The organism is Comamonas sp. AG1104 (genome assembly GCF_003350425.1).
Lineage (GTDB): Bacteria > Pseudomonadota > Gammaproteobacteria > Burkholderiales > Burkholderiaceae_C > Comamonas > Comamonas testosteroni.
Window position 1 is genome coordinate 1,051,433 of record NZ_QQAS01000001.1, and the last position, 15,397, is coordinate 1,066,829.

A 15,397-nucleotide genomic window follows, 5' to 3' on the forward strand; every position below is an offset into this window, starting at 1 on the left:
ACGCGTGACGCTGCGCTAATAGCCCCAGCTTTGGCCTCCCGGATAGGTGCGCCCGCCGCTCAATCCGGAGCCCGGCCACGGCCACAGGCTGCCTTGATTTTCATGACCCTCGTTTCCGCGATCACGAAAGTGTTCCCGGTCCCAGTCGTTTTCAAAATCGATCGAGCGATCTCGCTGTTGAATATCGTTGTTTCGAAGATCCTGATCCGCATTCTTCTCGACCGGGCGGGAACCTGGATCCACTCCTTGCTCATTGACCGGCCTCTGCATCACGCATCCGGTCAATATCAAGGCAAACGCAGTCAGTGCAACTAGCTCTTTCATGGCAGCCCTTTCTACAAGTGGCTCTGACAGCCTATTCCTGCCGACGGATACCCGTGTAAAGCGATGTTCTTCGGCACAGCTGCATGCTCGCGCATGGGTGCCTGTGCATTGAGCAACTCCTGCATCGACCAGCTCCTGCATTCAAACTCGTAACATTCTCAGCAGTGCAAAGATGCTGGAAGCTCTTTTCCCCCGACCCCTGAAACGCGCTCGGAAAAAGACTGCGCAACTACTCTTTTGCCACAGCAGGCCTGCCGCCAGACCAGGTCAGCACAACCAATGAAATACCGCCCAGTATGGCGGCACCAGCCAGAGTCAGCCGCATGGTCCAGGGCTCTCCCAACAGGGAAACGGCACCGATGGCGGCCAGCAAGGGAACGCTCAGCTGTATGGATGCAGCAGCACCCGCCTTCAGCTGAGGTAGCGCCGCATACCATGCGACGTAGCCCAATCCGGAAGTCAGCATCCCGGAGCACAGCGCATACATCAATCCTGCCGTGCTCAATGAGGCTTGCCCCTGCACCATCACGAGCATCAGCAGCGAAAGCGGTACCGTCCGTAAAAAATTGCCTGCCGTCACGCCAACGGGATCGGTTGCGCCCTTGCCGAGCAAGGAATACAGCCCCCACGCAACCCCTGCCAGGAGCATGAGTAAAGCTGCCCCCAGGGGCGGTGCCGAGAGTCCAGGTCGCAGCAACACCACCAGGCCGCCGAAAGCCAGTGCCAATCCGCCCCATTGCCGGGGTGCAAGTATCTCGCCGCGACAAAGGCCCACTCCCACCATCGTTGCCTGCACTGCGCCGAAAAGCAGCAAGGCACCGACACCGGCCGACAAACTCCCATAGGCGAAGGAAAACAACGCCGCATAAGCGAACAGCAAGCCCGCCGACGTCCAGTTGCCAACGCCAGTAGAGGGTGCGCGTTTCAGGCTCACAACCAGCGCCAGCATTGCCGCGCCCGAAGCCAGGCGCACTGCCGTAAAGCTCGCAGCATCAATCGAGTGGGATTGGAGCGCAAGGCGGCACAGCAGCGAGTTGCCGGCAAAGGCCAGCATCGCCAGACCAGTCAACACAGTGGTGTGAAACAAGGGCATCACAACCTCGTAGATAGACCAACCCCGGTATTTTTCCACGTCATCCGCCCGTGACCAAGCAACTGCTGTCTTGATGGAGATAGCCCCCGCCTTGCTGTCGGCGCCAGCCCTGTGCCAGGGGATCGGAGATTCAGCCCGCCAGACTGGAAGAGCGCAGCTGGCCGCAGAAGGCGCCATCAGCTTCACGAGGTGTCTTGAAGAGCAAAGCCCCGATCTCCAAAGCAACCGGCCTGACGTTCGGATTCAAGAATCAAGCCACACCACGACTCTGTGCATCAATTGCACACTTAAGGGCACTTTCTGTGGCTCTGAGAACGAGGGAGGTGAAATTTCCGCGACAGCTAGAGTCACCATAATTCCTCAAACTTGACATGCATCATGCAAGAGGAAGGATTGGATGGAGTTCCTAGGTAATCAAAGCGCTCAGCTGAGGATGATGAAATGCCAGATCATGGCGCAAGAGGCACTTCTCATTGCCCTGATCGACACGCTGGATGACAACAAGAAAAGCAATCTGCAGCACAACTTCAGCAAACGCGCCGAAGAAATCAAGGCGGAGGTCTTGAACTCGATGGCGACAGATGAGCTCTACGAGCGTCTGCTGGAGCACCTGGACAGATATTCAAAGACCGTCAACTTGCGCCCTTGACTTGTTGCACAACAGAGACCTGCCCGCCATGACGCGGGCTTTTTCTTTGGCGGCTTGCAAGATGCCGGCTTGGTGGATCACCGGGCCAAGCCATCTTCCCAAGCCCGATGGCAGCCGACGATTCCAAGGACAGGGGCTCGAACACTGGCATCGCCTGAGCGAACTTGCCGGTTTGCTCACATGCGAAGCTGGGTGACGTAGATCAGACACAAGGCATGGCAAGGACTTGTGAGATCACACGCCAGGATGTATGAATGCTGACTGCTGGTTGTCGCTTTGCAATCCAGGAACAGGCAATGCTGCTCCGTTTCGATCTTTGATCGAGGAGGCTCTGGTCAGATGTTCTCGAACAATGACTTCATCTTGGTTCTGACGCCGTCGATGGCGATACTGGTTCTGGCTGCCATATTGATCGTTGCCTGGCTTGTCCAACGATCACAGCGCTTTCTGCTTTGGCAAGCTTGCGCCTATTCACTCACAGCACTGCCTCTCGGAGCGCAAAGCCTGCTCCCTCTCGAAGAACTCAACCGCTACGCCCTGCTCATCGGCAGCTTCTACCTGCTGAGTGCCTGGTGTCTTGCCAGAAGCTGGGCAGAGCGCTGGCGTGTATCCACCCAACCGCATGCAGCATTGCTTATCGCCATAGTCACCCTGACTGCTCTCTACCAATTCAGCCGGGTCGAGCCGAATGTCTGGGCGCGGGTAAGTTCTTTCAGTGTTGGTTCCGGCCTAGTTTTACTGCTCCCCATCTTGCAGGTACGCTCGAAGAAATACTCATTTGACTGGCTCGATCAATCGCTGCTCTGGCTGAGCATCCTGTTCACCGCCTACACCTTCACTCGACCCGCCCTGATCTGGCTGCTGGGATATTCAGATCTCCGTTCCCTGCCAAGCTCACCCTATTGGATCCTGACGCTGCTGAGCATTCTGAACTTCTCGCTGCTCTTCACCGTGGTGATGACCGCGATTGCCGTGAAGGAAACGGTTGTCAAGCTGCACATGGAACGTGACTTTGATGCTTTGACGCAGATACTGAACCGCCGCTCCTTTCAGGAATATGCTCAGAAGCGTCTTGACGAGCTGAGGCTCTATCCCATGGCTGTGCTGGCCTGCGACATAGATCACTTCAAACGTATCAACGACACCTGGGGCCACGAGCGTGGCGACAAGGTCCTGCAGCTTGTCTCGGCGATTTTGCAAAGCAATATGCGAGAAAACGACCTTGTCGCCCGATTTGGCGGTGAAGAGTTTGTGATTTTGCTGACGAACATTGCCCTGAAGGATGCCGAAGCCATTGCCCGGCAAATCCAGCTTGACATCGGCTCAAGCAATGACATTCTTCCGTCCGGCTCCAGAATGACCATGAGCTTTGGGCTTTCATCGATCACCCAGGCTTTTCAATTTGAGCGGGCCCTGAAGGAAGCGGATCAGCTCCTCTACCAGGCAAAGAATGCCGGGCGCGATCGGGTATATGTGTCTGGAGTGGACTATCCGGATATACCGATCGAAAGCCCCCGGCAGTCGGACAAAATTGCGGCTTGATCCGCTGCGGCGATTCCTGATCTCCCTAAAAAGGGGTTCTCACTGGGCCCTCGGCAATCGCCTTATGCCGCGGCCCGCATCGCTCTCCAACCCTTTGCAGGCAGCCGCGTATTCCATTTGAATCGACCACCGGTGCCGGTAGCTGCCGGCCAGAAGCATTACTTCGTTCAGGCATGCACAATGCACGCAATCAGATTCGGCCTATTCAGAGACAAAGCATGTACACAACCAGGTGGCGGCCTGCCGCTTCCATAAAAGTCAAGGCTCTTGGACTTCACTGGCGAGAAGGCAAGTTGTTGGCTGTCGAGGTATTGGATGACCAGGGCCATCTGAAAGGTGTCCGCCCCCTGGGAGGCAGTATCGAATTCGGCGAGCACTGGCAATCAGCGCTGATACGTGAGTTCAATGAGGAGCTGGGCGTTGACGTTGAAATAATAGGTACTCCGCTCGTCATGGAGAACATCTATACCCATGAAGGGGAACCCGGCCACGAAGTGCTGTTCATTTGCGAGGTGCTGTTCAGCCTCGCGAATTTTGAAAACCAAAGCAGTATTGAGTTTCATGAAGACAGTGGAACGCAATGCACCGCCAGATGGTTTGACCTGGCCGAACTCGACCTGCCTGAGGGACCAGCGCTGTTCCCTGTGGGACTGAAGAAAGCGCTTCAAGGCAAGCATCATTGCCAGGCAGATACTGCCGCTCGCAGTCCTGTTTGCGCTGAAGGTCTTGCACTGTCGCTGAATGTCTGAAATAGACCATGCTCCGGCTCTGCTGCGCTCCAGAATTCTCCCTTGAAGGAATGCTCCAGCATGGAAGTCAACACATCACATATTCGCAGCTATTCAACTGCCGATCTGGGCAGCGCATTTCAGCTTCTGACAACCAATGGATGGTCTCACCGCATCCCGGACCGCCAATTTCTTGAGCGCCTTGTCTCAGCATCTCAACGAGTGGTCGTGGCCGTCTCCCAGGACCAGGTGGTCGGGTTTGCGCGTGCAATCACTGACGGACTATCCAATGGCTATCTATCGATGGTTGTGGTGGCTGCGGAATGGAGAGGCAAGGGAATTGGCACAAGCCTGGTCGAAGAGATGGTGAGCGACGACGAAGGCATCACCTGGATGCTGCGAGCCTCTCGCTCGCAAGCGCCAGCGTTTTTCTCGAAACTTGGATTTACGCCATCTGGCGATGCGATGGAGCGGGCCCGGAAACGCATAGGCTAGCAATACCGCCAATGGCCTGTGTGGGTCGCCTGCAAGCGACAGCCTTCGGCGCCAGCAGCAGACAACCGACAGACAGTATTCGCAGGCCCTCGGATACGCATCTAGGATGCGCGCGCGGCCACCTTCCATCAGCCCCGCTGACAGCAGGTACTCGAGAAACGCATCATGCTTCCCGGTGATCGGCCGCCCCAAACTTCCAGTATCCCTTCGCGCTCACGACGTGCCTGGGCAGTTCTCGCTCTTGAAAGTAATGATGCTTCAGGCTACGGATGGCCGCAGACTCTCCCGCAATCCAGATGTAGCCAGGCCCTGTCGGCAAGGGACGGTGCAGCAGTGCCTGGCACAGGCTCAGGCCTGGCTCCGGCTGGGCATTGATCCATTGGACGCGCAGCTTGGCCAGGCTGTCGATAGGCTGATGCTCACTTGGCGAAAGCACTTCCGCATAGACCTTGGCATTGATGTCGGCGGGCAAACGGCTGGCAATGCTCTGGATGCCGGGTAAAGCGGTTGCATCGCCTGCCAGCAGGACCCATTGTGTATTGCCGGGGAGCAGGAAACCGCCGCTGCGAGGCCCTGCGATTCCGATGTGTTCGCCAATCAAAGCCCGAGATGCCCACTCAGAGGCCGGACCGGAGCCAGATCCTGCTCCGTGCAGAACAAAGTCCAGATCCAGCGTTCCGGCCTTGAAGTCGACACTTCTTATTGTGTAGGCACGCCCTTGCCCGGAGGGAAGAAAGACTTTGACCCAGGCGGCAGGTTCATCGACTCCTTGCACTTGAAGAAATTCTGCGATCTCGTCACCGCCCACAGTGATTCGTCGCATATGCGGTGTGATGGAATGAACTGCCTGCACGACTCCCAGGGCTTTTGCCGTGCGAGGCTTGTGGTCGATTTCATGCATGGCGCACTCCTTGGGGGAGGAAGACCTGCGGGGATGAGGCAACAAAGATGCCGGGCCATTCAGAAGACCGCAAGGCCGCCGCTGACTGCGCCCCGATGATCGGCAATCCGGTGAACACTGCCTGTGTGACTGGCAGCAGCTTGATTGATGCATTGACGGCGGGCGGCTGACAGGCCGCCGCAGCCACCGCCCCATGAGAACGAATGGACATCTATCACTCCAAATATGAGCATTTGCTCGAGATGTGAAAGAATATGAGCCATTGCTCACATTGAAAACTCGCGTTCGGACAGACCTATGCCGACCCTGCCTCAGCCACGACGAATCCCTCGCCAGAACCGCTCACGGGCCTTGGTCGATGCAATTCTTGAAGCTACGGCTCGCGTTTTGAGCGAGCGCGGCTATGCAGGAACCAATACCAATCTGGTTGCCGAGCGCGCCGGGGTCAGCGTCGGCTCCGTCTACCAGTACTTTCCCAACAAGGATTCCCTGATCACGGCCCTGCATGAACGGCACGCGGTAGAAATGCACGCAGCCATGGAAACCGTCCTGGCGAGCACTACGTCGCCAGGCTTGCTGCAGCGGCTGGCAGCCATCGTGCACGCATGGCTGGCGGCGCATCAGGTTGCTCCCGAGTTGCACCAGGTGCTGGAGAAAGAGTTTCCGTTCTTTGATGCACCATCGGATCAGAGCGCGGCCGATCAAAGCATTCATTGCCGCATTCGTCAGCTGCTGGAGGAACACCGGGATGAGGTCGTCCAGGAAGACCTGAATCTCGCCACCTGGATGGTGTTACGGACCATGGAGTCATTGATTCATGCCGCGGTCATTCCCCCCGGAACGCCACACTCGATCCAGAAGACCGAGCAGGCCATCGTGGAGATGCTGATGGGCTATCTCTGTGGCGGCTCGCGGGAGCAGCCAAGGCCTTGGCATGAAAATAGTTTGATGAAATCGGAAACTCCATTGCGCCCAAGCAAGGCCTGTCCAGTGGTCATTCGGAACCGAGGCGCCATCGAAATATTGGCATTTGAGCACCCGCTGGCAGGTCTGCAACTTGTCAAAGGCACGATTGAACCGGGCGAAAGCTCCACAGAAGCGGCATTGCGCGAATTGCGCGAAGAAAGTGGACTTGAAGCATCTGAAGTCTTGCTGGATCTGGGAGTATGGGCATCTGGCTACGAGGACCAAATCTGGGCATTCCATCTGTGTGCCGTGGGTAGTTCACCCGAATCCTGGACATATCGGACCGGCGATGATGGCGGTCATGACTTCAAGTTCTTCTGGCATCCGCTTGCACAGCCGCCAGATGAGCGATGGCACCAGGTGTTTCAAGGTGCGCTGAAATACATCGCAAGCAAGTTATCCGCGTGACGTAGTTGGCTGCTCCGAGCTGGACTTTTCCCGCCGTCGGCCTCATTGCAGACTGCGAGACAAGGCATCGGATGAAAGCCGGATGAGGCAAATTCCTGCCTGGCTTGCGTCCGAAGCTCCTTGAGGCAAGCACGCTCGGATCTTGCTGCAGGCCGTAAAGCGACGCTCTTCGAGCGCACCGTCCCCAAGATCAAGATCGGCGCCTGGGCCCGATGAACAGCTTCAGTCTCCTGTAGCCCAGCACGATGCCGGTCAGTGCCAGAGCCAAGGTACCGATGCTCAGCATAACGAGGATGACATCACGCGGCCAAGCGTGGCGCAGCATCCACGGCAGGTCCCAACTGTGCAGGAAATTGAACAGCCACCGCCCTGTACGCTGCCTTTGGTCCAGGCTCAGCACAACATCACCGGAGTCCGGGCTGATGTAAACGATAGTGTTTCCCGGATCTCCAAACTGCATCCGAAGCACAGGCAGACCACGCGCCGCTGCTGAATACATCGAGGCTTCACCCCGGCGGTAATAGTAGGCGTCGTACTCGTTCAGCAACGTGGTCGAGCGAATGGCAAAAGGAAACAGCTTCTTCGCCGCCTGCTCTAGTCTCGAGCGGTCAAGTGCCCTCTCTACCCGCGGTGCAGCAAGGTTCGCGGAAAGGACGCGGGTCTGCCCCACTCCATTAAAGGCCAGCAGGTAGGGCTTCCCATCCAGTACTTTCCATTCGACCTCGCGCGTATCAAACCCCTCGGCACCGAGCAGTGTCAGCGCTTCGTGCGTGGTGAGCCTGAAGGGATTGCTTCCTGGACTTGCATGCTGGTAGGCCCGCAGATCGGGACGAGGTCCTTGCGGGCTGAAGATCCCCAGCGGATTCATGGACATCAGGCCGCTGAAGATCCAGCAGATCATCATCACTCCAAATACGAGGCCGGTGATGTGATGCCAGCGCATCTGGAACTCACGGTATGGCGTCTTGGCTCCAGATTTGTAGCGACCGTTGAAGCGCCATCGCCAGATGCCCACCAAGGCACCGGCAATGGCAGAGACGGTTCCCAATGCCGAGAGTCCGATGACCAGCCAGCTCCACACAGCGTCCTTGGAACCTTCACGCAGCATATACACCCAGTGAAGCCAGGCTCCCACGTAGTTCCAGTAGCGTTGATGACGCGGTACATCCATGACCACCTCGGCGGTAGTCGACGAGATGTACAGCAGGCTTGATGCGGAATCGTCCATCAGGACCTTGATGAGAGGCCGATGGGGATCGAGCGAGGCGGAATGCGTCCAGCGGTCGTCTTGCGTGTGACCTTGCAGCACTCCATTTGCTCCGGGCAGGAACACCTGGGCACTGCGCAAGGCTGTTGCGTCGTCGGGCAGCGGCACAACAACGCCCGTGCCGGCATCAACCACACGCAGCGTGCCGTCCGCCTCCTTGAGCCGGTAGCTGGGGCGGCCCGCAATAGTGGTGAGTATGATCTGCTGCACCTTGTCAGCAGACTGGCTTTGCTTCAGAGCTGCCTCAACAGGCAGGTAGCTCTGGCCAGAGCTCAGGGAAGGCAATGCCTGCAGGCGCTCGGTCGGCAGCAGTTTGGGGTAGCCGACAAAGAGCATCACCACCCCGCTGAAGAGCCAGAGCGCCATCAGCACACATGCAGCCACCCCGGTCCATCGATGCACCAGAAACACAAGCCGTTTGGCATGGGCGGAAGTCCACATCGGCGGCCCGCTCAGAAACGATGGTTCAGTGTCAGCTCAACACGCCGCCCTTCCCCGACGAGCCACTGTGTGTTGGTGTAGTAGGAGGTCGTGAAGTAGTGCTTGTCGAAGATGTTGAAGCCGCGCAGCGTGAACGTGGTGGCCTTGGTAGCCTTCCATTGCAGCGCCAGGTCTGCCGTGGTGTAGGCAGGCAGCTTCAAAGTGTTCGCATTGTCTGAATAGCGCTTTCCCACATGGCGAAGGCCGCCGGACAGCGTCCAGTCTGGCACGACGTTCCAGCTCACCCAGACATTGGCAACACGCTCTGGCACGTCGGTGGGAATATTGCCATTGCGTGAAACAGCGATGCCGCCCACGGACTCGCTGAAATCGTCATAGCGAGCCTTGAGCAGTGCAAAGTTGGCATCAATCTGCACGGCCTTGCTCACTTGCATCGATAGGGTGCCCTCGATGCCCTTGGAAGAGCGTTGGCCAACCTGTATGCGCAGAGCGGGGTTTGCAGGGTCTCGCGTCAATAAGTTGTTTTTGGTGATGGAGTACGCTGCAAGCGTCCAGTCACCCTTGCCGTCCCAGAAGGAATGCTTGATACCGACCTCAAACTGTTTGCCGCTCGATACGTCGAAGACGGCATTAGCGGCCGACAACATCAGCAGGCCACTCACTGGATCGGCGGCCTTGGATGCCTGCGCATACAGGGACAGTTGAGGACTTAGCTTGTAGACAGAACCAAGTCGCCAACCGGTGTTGGAGTAGCTGCGTTTGAAAGCCTGAGTGCCCGCCACCAGGTCCTGGCGCGATAGATCCGCGTGGTCGAAGCGCGTGCCTGCCACAATAGACCAGCGATCCGTCAGTTCAAGCCGGTCTTCCGCAAACAGCGCATATTGCTCGGCCTTGTTTTGATAGCGGGGAATGAAGGGTACGGAGCTGCTGTAGTAGCCCGGGACTGGGTTATAGGGGTCTACCGGACCGGAACTGCCGGTGTAGGTGTTATTGGTGTGCTGAAACGATGCACGGTTCACGTCGAAGCCCACGGAGAGCTGGTTTGGACGTCCGAGCAAGCTGCCGTTGAAGGTCACATCCGTGGTGTTGCCTGTCTGCGTCTGGTCGTGACCGATCTCGGTGTTGTCCGAGCGGTCGATCAATCCTGTAGCGGCGTTGTACCGGTACGCTTCAGCATTGCGCCAATAGCGGTCGCTGCCAATGTGGTAGAGCTTGCTTCGTACGACGATATTGCTGCCGGGTGCCCACTGAGCAGACAGTTCGGTCCAGCGATCCTTGAACTGGATGCGGCTGTCGGCAACGTTGTAGTTGCGCTCTCGGATCGCAGGGTCTTGTACTCCGTTGATCAGCGGTGTGCCGAAGTAGCGCATCGGCTTTTGCCGGCCCTGTGCGTGCGAGAGTTGCAAATTGAGGTCAGGTGTCACATCCCAGCGCAGAGCGCCGGAGATCGTTCGATTGCTGGAATCGCCACGATCCATCCACCCATCCGATTGGTCGCCGCTGACATCCAGGCGATAGGACCATTGCTCATTGATCGCGCCTGCGCTGCCAAAGGCCAATGCACGTTTGCCTTTGGTTCCCACCGTGGCCTGGACTTCATTTTGAACAGGCCCGCGTGTGGGCTTTTTGGGGATCACGTTGACCACGCCACCAATAGCGCCATCACCGTAGATCACGGATGCGGGTCCGCGCAGCACTTCGATGCGGTCGATCGACCAGGTGTCGAAGGGAAAACTCACACCGACGCCGCCGTATTGGCGCGTACCGTCGTATAGACGCATGACCGAGGTGGAATCCGTGAAACCTCGTGCCGAGAGTGCGCTGCCACTGTTGCCCGGATGTCCCAGACTGGTGATGCCGGTAGATCGCGTGATTGCGTCAACCAGGGAAGCGTCGCCGCGAGCTTCCAGTTGCTCGCGCGTGGTCACCTCGACACTGGCTGGAGTGTCGCGTGCACTGAGGTCGAGTCGGCTGCCGGTGCCCACTGAACGCTCCAAAGGGGTGTCCCCCGATGAACGCACGGTAACCGTGTCCAGAGTGACGTCGGCTTGCGCCCAGCTGGCAGAGCTCGCTACTGCAAGAGGAACAGCCAATGACAGATAGGCCACAGCCAGGGCCACGCTGTTGCGTTGAAATAAGGCGAGCGAAAGAAAACTCGCGTTGCCATTGGGCATCGCGCCATAAAAGGGATGGGTCATGAACTATCAGCGTGCAAGTGAAATCGGCCGGGCAGGACTGAGCCCGACAGCGATAGGCTGTGTCCGCCATCGAGTGGCGACACAGTGGACTTACACGAGCGTTGGCGGCCCTCGCGGGGGCAAAGGTGCCCCCACCAGCGCGGCAATGCGCGCTGAAACTACTGGCTGCAGCGCCAAGCCGAGCGGCTGTGGCTGATCAAGATGCGGTGATGAATAGCTCGGTGGTGTCGTGATGGTCAGACACAAGGGGCAGTCCAACGAATGATGCAGCCCTGGCGCGGCCTGGCCGTCCTCATCAAGCATGATCACCTGCATGCTGCCACTTGAGGTACAGACCACCTCGATGGCTTTTGGATGCACTATGGGCGAAGCCATTGCAATACTCAACGTCAGCATGAACCACGCCAGAACCAGGCGGGTCAGTGACAGGGAGTTACGCAGCGCTTGCATGGTTGCGCATTATGAGGCCTCCGACGAAGGCCGAGAGTTGTCGATTTCTCGTTACTTCGCGCCATCGAGGAGATGCAGCCGTGTGCGGCCGCATCCCCGAAAGTCCTCGCAACAGAAAAAAAGCAGTCTTGAGCGATAGTGACTGTTGCAAAACCACTGTTCTTCCAGGCAGTCGACCGTGTCCGAATCCGGGAGCCAGATATTCACGGGCTGAGCTTTGCAGGGTGACCACGCAGGCGTGTCCGTGACATGCGAACGGGCGAGCCGCACTGCCTGAACAAATGTCGAACTCAGCGCAGCTTCTGGGTGCCGGTTACTTGACGGAATAAATCATCGTTTGCGTCGACCATTGGCGACAGCGCAACCTGCCAGTTGCGGACACTCGGACATAGCGCAGAATACAGCTACGACGGTCTTCTTCGGAACTCCATTTACCCAGCTGCACACTCTTCTCACGCAACTACCATTGTGTTTTGCCCAAACTGCTCCGCTGAACTCAGAGTTCAAGAACATTCTGAATGCTGGAATTGTCAGGCGAGCTTTGCGAACGGTAGTGTGTGGAAACCAGTAGCTGCACCTACTGTAGATTTCCGACCATTCCGAAAGCATCCTCCCAAAGAGGTTACCAAAGTGCCCCCCGTTGATTCCAAGGGAGAAAAAATCGCGAATGGAATCGGCCTGACCATATTTGGAATATTCTTAGGTGCTATAGGGCTTGTGGTTCTGGCGACTATTTTTCTCGTCAGCTTGAATCCGTGCCTTATATGCAGGTAGCAGCGTTCTCAAACATTGAGAATTCCCGAAGAGCCTGAGCCCCTGCCAATAGTCAAACAACGCCAGTGGCAGATCGGGCAGAAGCAGCCGTTAGGACCAAATTCCAAGATCAATGCCACTCAAATATTGGGAGGCATCGCTAGCGACAGCTGTCGCCTGAATCTAGTTGAGCCTCAAAATATGCGCGTCTCCGCTTCCTCCATCATTGCAAAGCCAGCTGATATGCTCTTCTGGCTTTCTCAGGACTACACACGCAGACTCGAATGGGATAAATATCTTTGCGAGGCATACCTCCTTGGGGGTCATGAAGCTGCGGCCGTTGGCATCGAGTCTCATTGCAAGAATCGACGTGGCTCAGTCCTTGTATCAAAGTACATATCGTTTTCTCCCCCTACGCACGCAGCAGTTCAAATGACCAAGGGGCCATGGATCCTTCGCAATTTCAGTGGAACGTGGCGCTTTAAACCGCTGCCGGACGGAAAGACAGAAGTTCTGTTTATCTACAACTTTAAGGCCCGTCCTGCTCTTCTAGGATGGCTCGTCGAACCATTGATCGCTGCGTTCTACCGAAGAGATATGCGGCGTCGCTTGGATGCTCTCAGGGAGTGGACCCAAGCTATAAAATAGCCCTCATTTGACGTCATCCAGTACTTCACGTCACTTGTATTCGGAGCCCAACCTCAATGACTGCTCTGGGGCCTTCTGAGCTTCGGTGTAGTAAATCCGCGGTCTTTGCTTCATGCCAACACTCCATCCGCCAGATGGCAGTCATTGTGTTGCATTGACCAGTTGAATCCACAGCCAGAAGCGAACATAGCCTAGCTATAGAAAGCCAATAATTTTATAGCTTCATGAGGATGCTTAGATGCTCAATCACATAGGAATTAATGTTTCAGACCTGAGCCGGAGCCGCCACTTTTATGATGCAGTTCTTGCCGAACTAGGGTGTATCGGCAAGACGGCCTCCAGCACTTTCGCAAGCTATGGCGTACCGACGATTGACCAACACGATGACCCTTGTGGTGATTTCTGGATTTCAGAAGGCGAACCATCAGTTCCGAGAGTGCATATTGCATTCACTGCATTGAGCATTGAATCTGTGGAAAGGTTCTACCGCACCGCTATAACTTTAGGCACGGCCTGCAATGGCGAGCCTGGATACCGGCCCAAGTATCACTCCAAGTATTACGCGGCTTTTGTTCTTGACCTTGATGGCTACAACATTGAAGCCGTATGCCATAGCGGTATGTAATTGAGGCATCCTACCGACTGCTCAGGGTCACGGCTCTCGACCATAAGCAGTCCACGTGTTTCAAGCGAGAATGTGCCCTCGCCTTTGGACTGCCAGAAATCGGAGACAGCAGTGAGAACACCCTACTGCCCTAGCACCGTGGATCAGATATCTATCCGACCAATGAGCATTGGGGACTACGACAGCGTCACCACAATGATGAAGAAAACAGATGGGGTTACTTTTCGGGATGCAGATTCACGGGAAGCTACCCAGCGCTACCTGTTGCGCAACCCAGGTTTGAGCTTCGTTGCGTTAGAAGGCGAGCATATCGTTGGATGCATCATGTCAGGCCACGATGGTCGTCGCGGCTACTTGCAGCACCTTGTAGTCCTGCCTACACACCGAAGACGCGGCATTGCTTCGCGCTTGGTCGAGGGCTGCCTGGATGGACTTGAAAGACTCGGCATTCATAAGAGTCACATTGATGTTCTCCACGAGAACCATTCTGCCCACACCTATTGGGAAGGCAGAGGATGGAAGTTGAGGACGGACATTCGCCGGTATTCTTTTGTGCGCTCTGACAGCAATAACGCCTAGGGGCAACCGGCAGACATCCTCGGACGTCTGCAATGGGTCGATTCACAGTCAACGACTTGCAGGTTCACTGCACGCGTGCTTCATACGCTTTCATGCCAACCATTCTTCGCGCTATTGCATCGCTGGCCGTTCTGCTTTTTTCATCTCTGGGCTTTACCCAGACGTTGAGTTTGACCTTTGATGATGGACTGAACCCCGACAAGCAGGTCAAGGCGCAAGTTTGGAATCAGCAGATCATTAGCAGCCTCAAAGACTCTGGCATCACAGCGATGGTATTGCCCTCGCTCATTCGAATAGGCGGTGATCGAGGGATGGGGCTCATCATGGATTGGGCCAAGGCAGGTCATGCAGTAGGCAACCATACGGCGACACACCGCAGTCTTGCATCCACCGAGACGACATTGAACGAATTCATAGCGGACGTGAAAAAGGCCGATGCAGCTCTGCGTCACATTCCGACTTGGGTGCCGATGCTTCGTTTTCCGTACCTGAAAGAAGGCGACACGGTGGAAAAGCGTGACGGTATCCGGTCCTGGATGACATCAAATGGATACAGACCGGCTCCAGTCTCCATTGATGCCAGCGATTGGTACTACAACCAGATCTATTCCTCGCTTCTACGAGCTGGTTCACACGACAAGGCTGTCCGGGTCAAGTTGGCCTACATTGAACACTTGCTTGACCGGGCTACTTACTATGAAGGCCTGGCCAGGCAGGTACTTGGCCGAAGCCCTGCGCATGTGATGCTGCTGCACACCAATGAGATCAATGCAGCAACCTTGCCTGATATCGTTTCGGCCTTTCGCAGGCAAGGCTGGACGTTCGTGCCAGCAACAACCGCCTTCAAAGATCCTGTCTATTCTTCGCAACCTGACACATTGCCTGCTGGCGAAAGCGTCGTATGGGCAAGCGCAAAAGCGCGTGGCATTTCAGGCCTGCGCTATCCCGCCGAGGACTCGGTCTATGAAGAACCCAAGCTCCGCTTGGAGTCGCTAATACCTTAGCAGTCCTCCTAGGGTCGTTCCGAGTCCGGATTGTTTGCTGGTGAGGCCGCTCACCGAAACACCCCAATCGCTTCCACAAGATTCTTCACCTGCCATTGCATGCTGCTGGACGCCTGCGCCCCCTGGGTCACCAGTTGCGCGTTCTGCTGCGTCAGATAGTCCATGTCCGCCACCGACTTGCCGACCTGGCTGATCTCCTCGCTCTGCTCACGCGTGGCCTTGCTGATCTCCGCAATGAAGTCCGCTACGCTGCGCGCCTGGGAGACGATGTCCCCGATGTTGCGCCCCGCATCGTTCACAACCAGAGAGCCCGCCTCGATATTGGC

General features: G+C 56.6%; 16 protein-coding genes. 9 read left to right on the forward strand and 7 right to left on the reverse strand.

Annotation, left to right across the window (positions count from 1 at the left end):
* Positions 1 to 15 precede the first annotated feature (15 nt).
* On the reverse strand, positions 16 to 324 hold the full coding sequence (locus tag DFO48_RS25255; RefSeq protein WP_158545656.1) for a hypothetical protein: 309 nt from the start codon (positions 322 to 324) through the stop codon (positions 16 to 18).
* Positions 325 to 553: 229 nt separating this feature from the next.
* The gene (locus DFO48_RS04590; RefSeq protein ID WP_003074397.1) at positions 554 to 1,417 is read right to left on the reverse strand and encodes a DMT family transporter; all 864 of its coding nucleotides are present in this window, start codon (positions 1,415 to 1,417) and stop codon (positions 554 to 556) included.
* Between the two features lie 451 nt (positions 1,418 to 1,868).
* On the opposite strand from DFO48_RS04590, the gene DFO48_RS04595 reads away from it, so the two are divergent.
* The 4 genes from DFO48_RS04595 (at position 1,869) to DFO48_RS04610 (ending at position 4,831) form a co-directional block, all read left to right on the forward strand.
* Complete coding sequence (locus DFO48_RS04595; RefSeq protein ID WP_233506314.1) at positions 1,869 to 2,066, forward strand: hypothetical protein; 198 nt, start codon at positions 1,869 to 1,871, stop codon at positions 2,064 to 2,066.
* Between the two features lie 339 nt (positions 2,067 to 2,405).
* The gene (locus tag DFO48_RS04600; protein WP_114862656.1) at positions 2,406 to 3,608 is read left to right on the forward strand and encodes a diguanylate cyclase; all 1,203 of its coding nucleotides are present in this window, start codon (positions 2,406 to 2,408) and stop codon (positions 3,606 to 3,608) included.
* 218 nt (positions 3,609 to 3,826) lie between these two features.
* On the forward strand, positions 3,827 to 4,357 hold the full coding sequence (locus DFO48_RS04605; RefSeq protein ID WP_233506315.1) for an NUDIX hydrolase: 531 nt from the start codon (positions 3,827 to 3,829) through the stop codon (positions 4,355 to 4,357).
* Between the two features lie 60 nt (positions 4,358 to 4,417).
* On the forward strand, positions 4,418 to 4,831 hold the full coding sequence (locus DFO48_RS04610; protein WP_114862657.1) for a GNAT family N-acetyltransferase: 414 nt from the start codon (positions 4,418 to 4,420) through the stop codon (positions 4,829 to 4,831).
* A gap of 163 nt (positions 4,832 to 4,994) precedes the next feature.
* Here DFO48_RS04610 and DFO48_RS04615 read toward each other — a convergent pair whose 3' ends face one another.
* Positions 4,995 to 5,732, reverse strand: a complete 738-nt coding sequence (locus DFO48_RS04615; RefSeq protein WP_003074378.1) for a siderophore-interacting protein — start codon at positions 5,730 to 5,732, stop codon at positions 4,995 to 4,997.
* 297 nt (positions 5,733 to 6,029) lie between these two features.
* Between DFO48_RS04615 and DFO48_RS25855 the strand changes: the two genes are divergently transcribed.
* Positions 6,030 to 7,106 (forward strand): TetR family transcriptional regulator, encoded by a 1,077-nt coding sequence (locus DFO48_RS25855; RefSeq protein WP_370449550.1) that lies wholly within the window; start codon positions 6,030 to 6,032, stop codon positions 7,104 to 7,106.
* Positions 7,107 to 7,296: 190 nt separating this feature from the next.
* On the opposite strand, the gene DFO48_RS04630 is transcribed toward DFO48_RS25855, so the two are convergent.
* The 3 genes from DFO48_RS04630 to DFO48_RS04640 form a co-directional block, all read right to left on the reverse strand.
* Complete coding sequence (locus tag DFO48_RS04630; protein ID WP_114862658.1) at positions 7,297 to 8,814, reverse strand: PepSY domain-containing protein; 1,518 nt, start codon at positions 8,812 to 8,814, stop codon at positions 7,297 to 7,299.
* Between the two features lie 11 nt (positions 8,815 to 8,825).
* Positions 8,826 to 11,012 carry a TonB-dependent siderophore receptor gene (locus tag DFO48_RS04635; protein WP_233506316.1) on the reverse strand — a complete coding sequence of 729 codons (2,187 nt, stop codon included), beginning with the start codon at positions 11,010 to 11,012 and terminating at the stop codon, positions 8,826 to 8,828.
* 90 nt (positions 11,013 to 11,102) lie between these two features.
* Positions 11,103 to 11,462, reverse strand: coding sequence for a DUF2946 family protein (locus DFO48_RS04640; protein ID WP_080569833.1), 360 nt, complete (start codon positions 11,460 to 11,462; stop codon positions 11,103 to 11,105).
* 954 nt (positions 11,463 to 12,416) lie between these two features.
* On the opposite strand from DFO48_RS04640, the gene DFO48_RS04645 reads away from it, so the two are divergent.
* From DFO48_RS04645 to DFO48_RS04660, 4 genes are all read left to right on the forward strand, one after another.
* Complete coding sequence (locus tag DFO48_RS04645) at positions 12,417 to 12,863, forward strand: type II toxin-antitoxin system RatA family toxin (RefSeq protein WP_114862716.1); 447 nt, start codon at positions 12,417 to 12,419, stop codon at positions 12,861 to 12,863.
* 238 nt (positions 12,864 to 13,101) lie between these two features.
* On the forward strand, positions 13,102 to 13,488 hold the full coding sequence (locus DFO48_RS04650; RefSeq protein WP_114862659.1) for a VOC family protein: 387 nt from the start codon (positions 13,102 to 13,104) through the stop codon (positions 13,486 to 13,488).
* A 198-nt stretch (positions 13,489 to 13,686) separates the two neighbouring features.
* Complete coding sequence (locus DFO48_RS04655) at positions 13,687 to 14,067, forward strand: GNAT family N-acetyltransferase (protein ID WP_233506330.1); 381 nt, start codon at positions 13,687 to 13,689, stop codon at positions 14,065 to 14,067.
* A 92-nt stretch (positions 14,068 to 14,159) separates the two neighbouring features.
* A complete protein-coding gene (locus DFO48_RS04660) occupies positions 14,160 to 15,071 on the forward strand; it encodes a polysaccharide deacetylase family protein (protein ID WP_233506317.1) in 912 nt (303 codons plus the stop codon).
* 50 nt (positions 15,072 to 15,121) lie between these two features.
* Here DFO48_RS04660 and DFO48_RS04665 read toward each other — a convergent pair.
* Positions 15,122 to 15,397 (reverse strand): methyl-accepting chemotaxis protein (locus DFO48_RS04665; protein WP_233506318.1); only part of this gene is annotated, 276 nt, incomplete at its 5' end.

Bases quoted from the DNA above. Each gene is read 5' to 3' on its own strand.
- DFO48_RS25255 (WP_158545656.1), bottom strand. From the start codon at position 324: ATGAAAGAGCTAGTTGCACTGACTGCGTTTGCCTTGATATTGACCGGA.
- DFO48_RS04590 (WP_003074397.1), bottom strand. From the start codon at position 1,417: ATGCCCTTGTTTCACACCACTGTGTTGACTGGTCTGGCGATGCTGGCC.
- DFO48_RS04595 (WP_233506314.1), top strand. From the start codon at position 1,869: ATGGCGCAAGAGGCACTTCTCATTGCCCTGATCGACACGCTGGATGAC.
- DFO48_RS04600 (WP_114862656.1), top strand. From the start codon at position 2,406: ATGTTCTCGAACAATGACTTCATCTTGGTTCTGACGCCGTCGATGGCG.
- DFO48_RS04605 (WP_233506315.1), top strand. From the start codon at position 3,827: ATGTACACAACCAGGTGGCGGCCTGCCGCTTCCATAAAAGTCAAGGCT.
- DFO48_RS04610 (WP_114862657.1), top strand. From the start codon at position 4,418: ATGGAAGTCAACACATCACATATTCGCAGCTATTCAACTGCCGATCTG.
- DFO48_RS04615 (WP_003074378.1), bottom strand. From the start codon at position 5,732: ATGCATGAAATCGACCACAAGCCTCGCACGGCAAAAGCCCTGGGAGTC.
- DFO48_RS25855 (WP_370449550.1), top strand. From the start codon at position 6,030: ATGCCGACCCTGCCTCAGCCACGACGAATCCCTCGCCAGAACCGCTCA.
- DFO48_RS04630 (WP_114862658.1), bottom strand. From the start codon at position 8,814: ATGTGGACTTCCGCCCATGCCAAACGGCTTGTGTTTCTGGTGCATCGA.
- DFO48_RS04635 (WP_233506316.1), bottom strand. From the start codon at position 11,012: ATGACCCATCCCTTTTATGGCGCGATGCCCAATGGCAACGCGAGTTTT.
- DFO48_RS04640 (WP_080569833.1), bottom strand. From the start codon at position 11,462: ATGCAAGCGCTGCGTAACTCCCTGTCACTGACCCGCCTGGTTCTGGCG.
- DFO48_RS04645 (WP_114862716.1), top strand. From the start codon at position 12,417: ATGCGCGTCTCCGCTTCCTCCATCATTGCAAAGCCAGCTGATATGCTC.
- DFO48_RS04650 (WP_114862659.1), top strand. From the start codon at position 13,102: ATGCTCAATCACATAGGAATTAATGTTTCAGACCTGAGCCGGAGCCGC.
- DFO48_RS04655 (WP_233506330.1), top strand. From the start codon at position 13,687: ATGAAGAAAACAGATGGGGTTACTTTTCGGGATGCAGATTCACGGGAA.
- DFO48_RS04660 (WP_233506317.1), top strand. From the start codon at position 14,160: ATGCCAACCATTCTTCGCGCTATTGCATCGCTGGCCGTTCTGCTTTTT.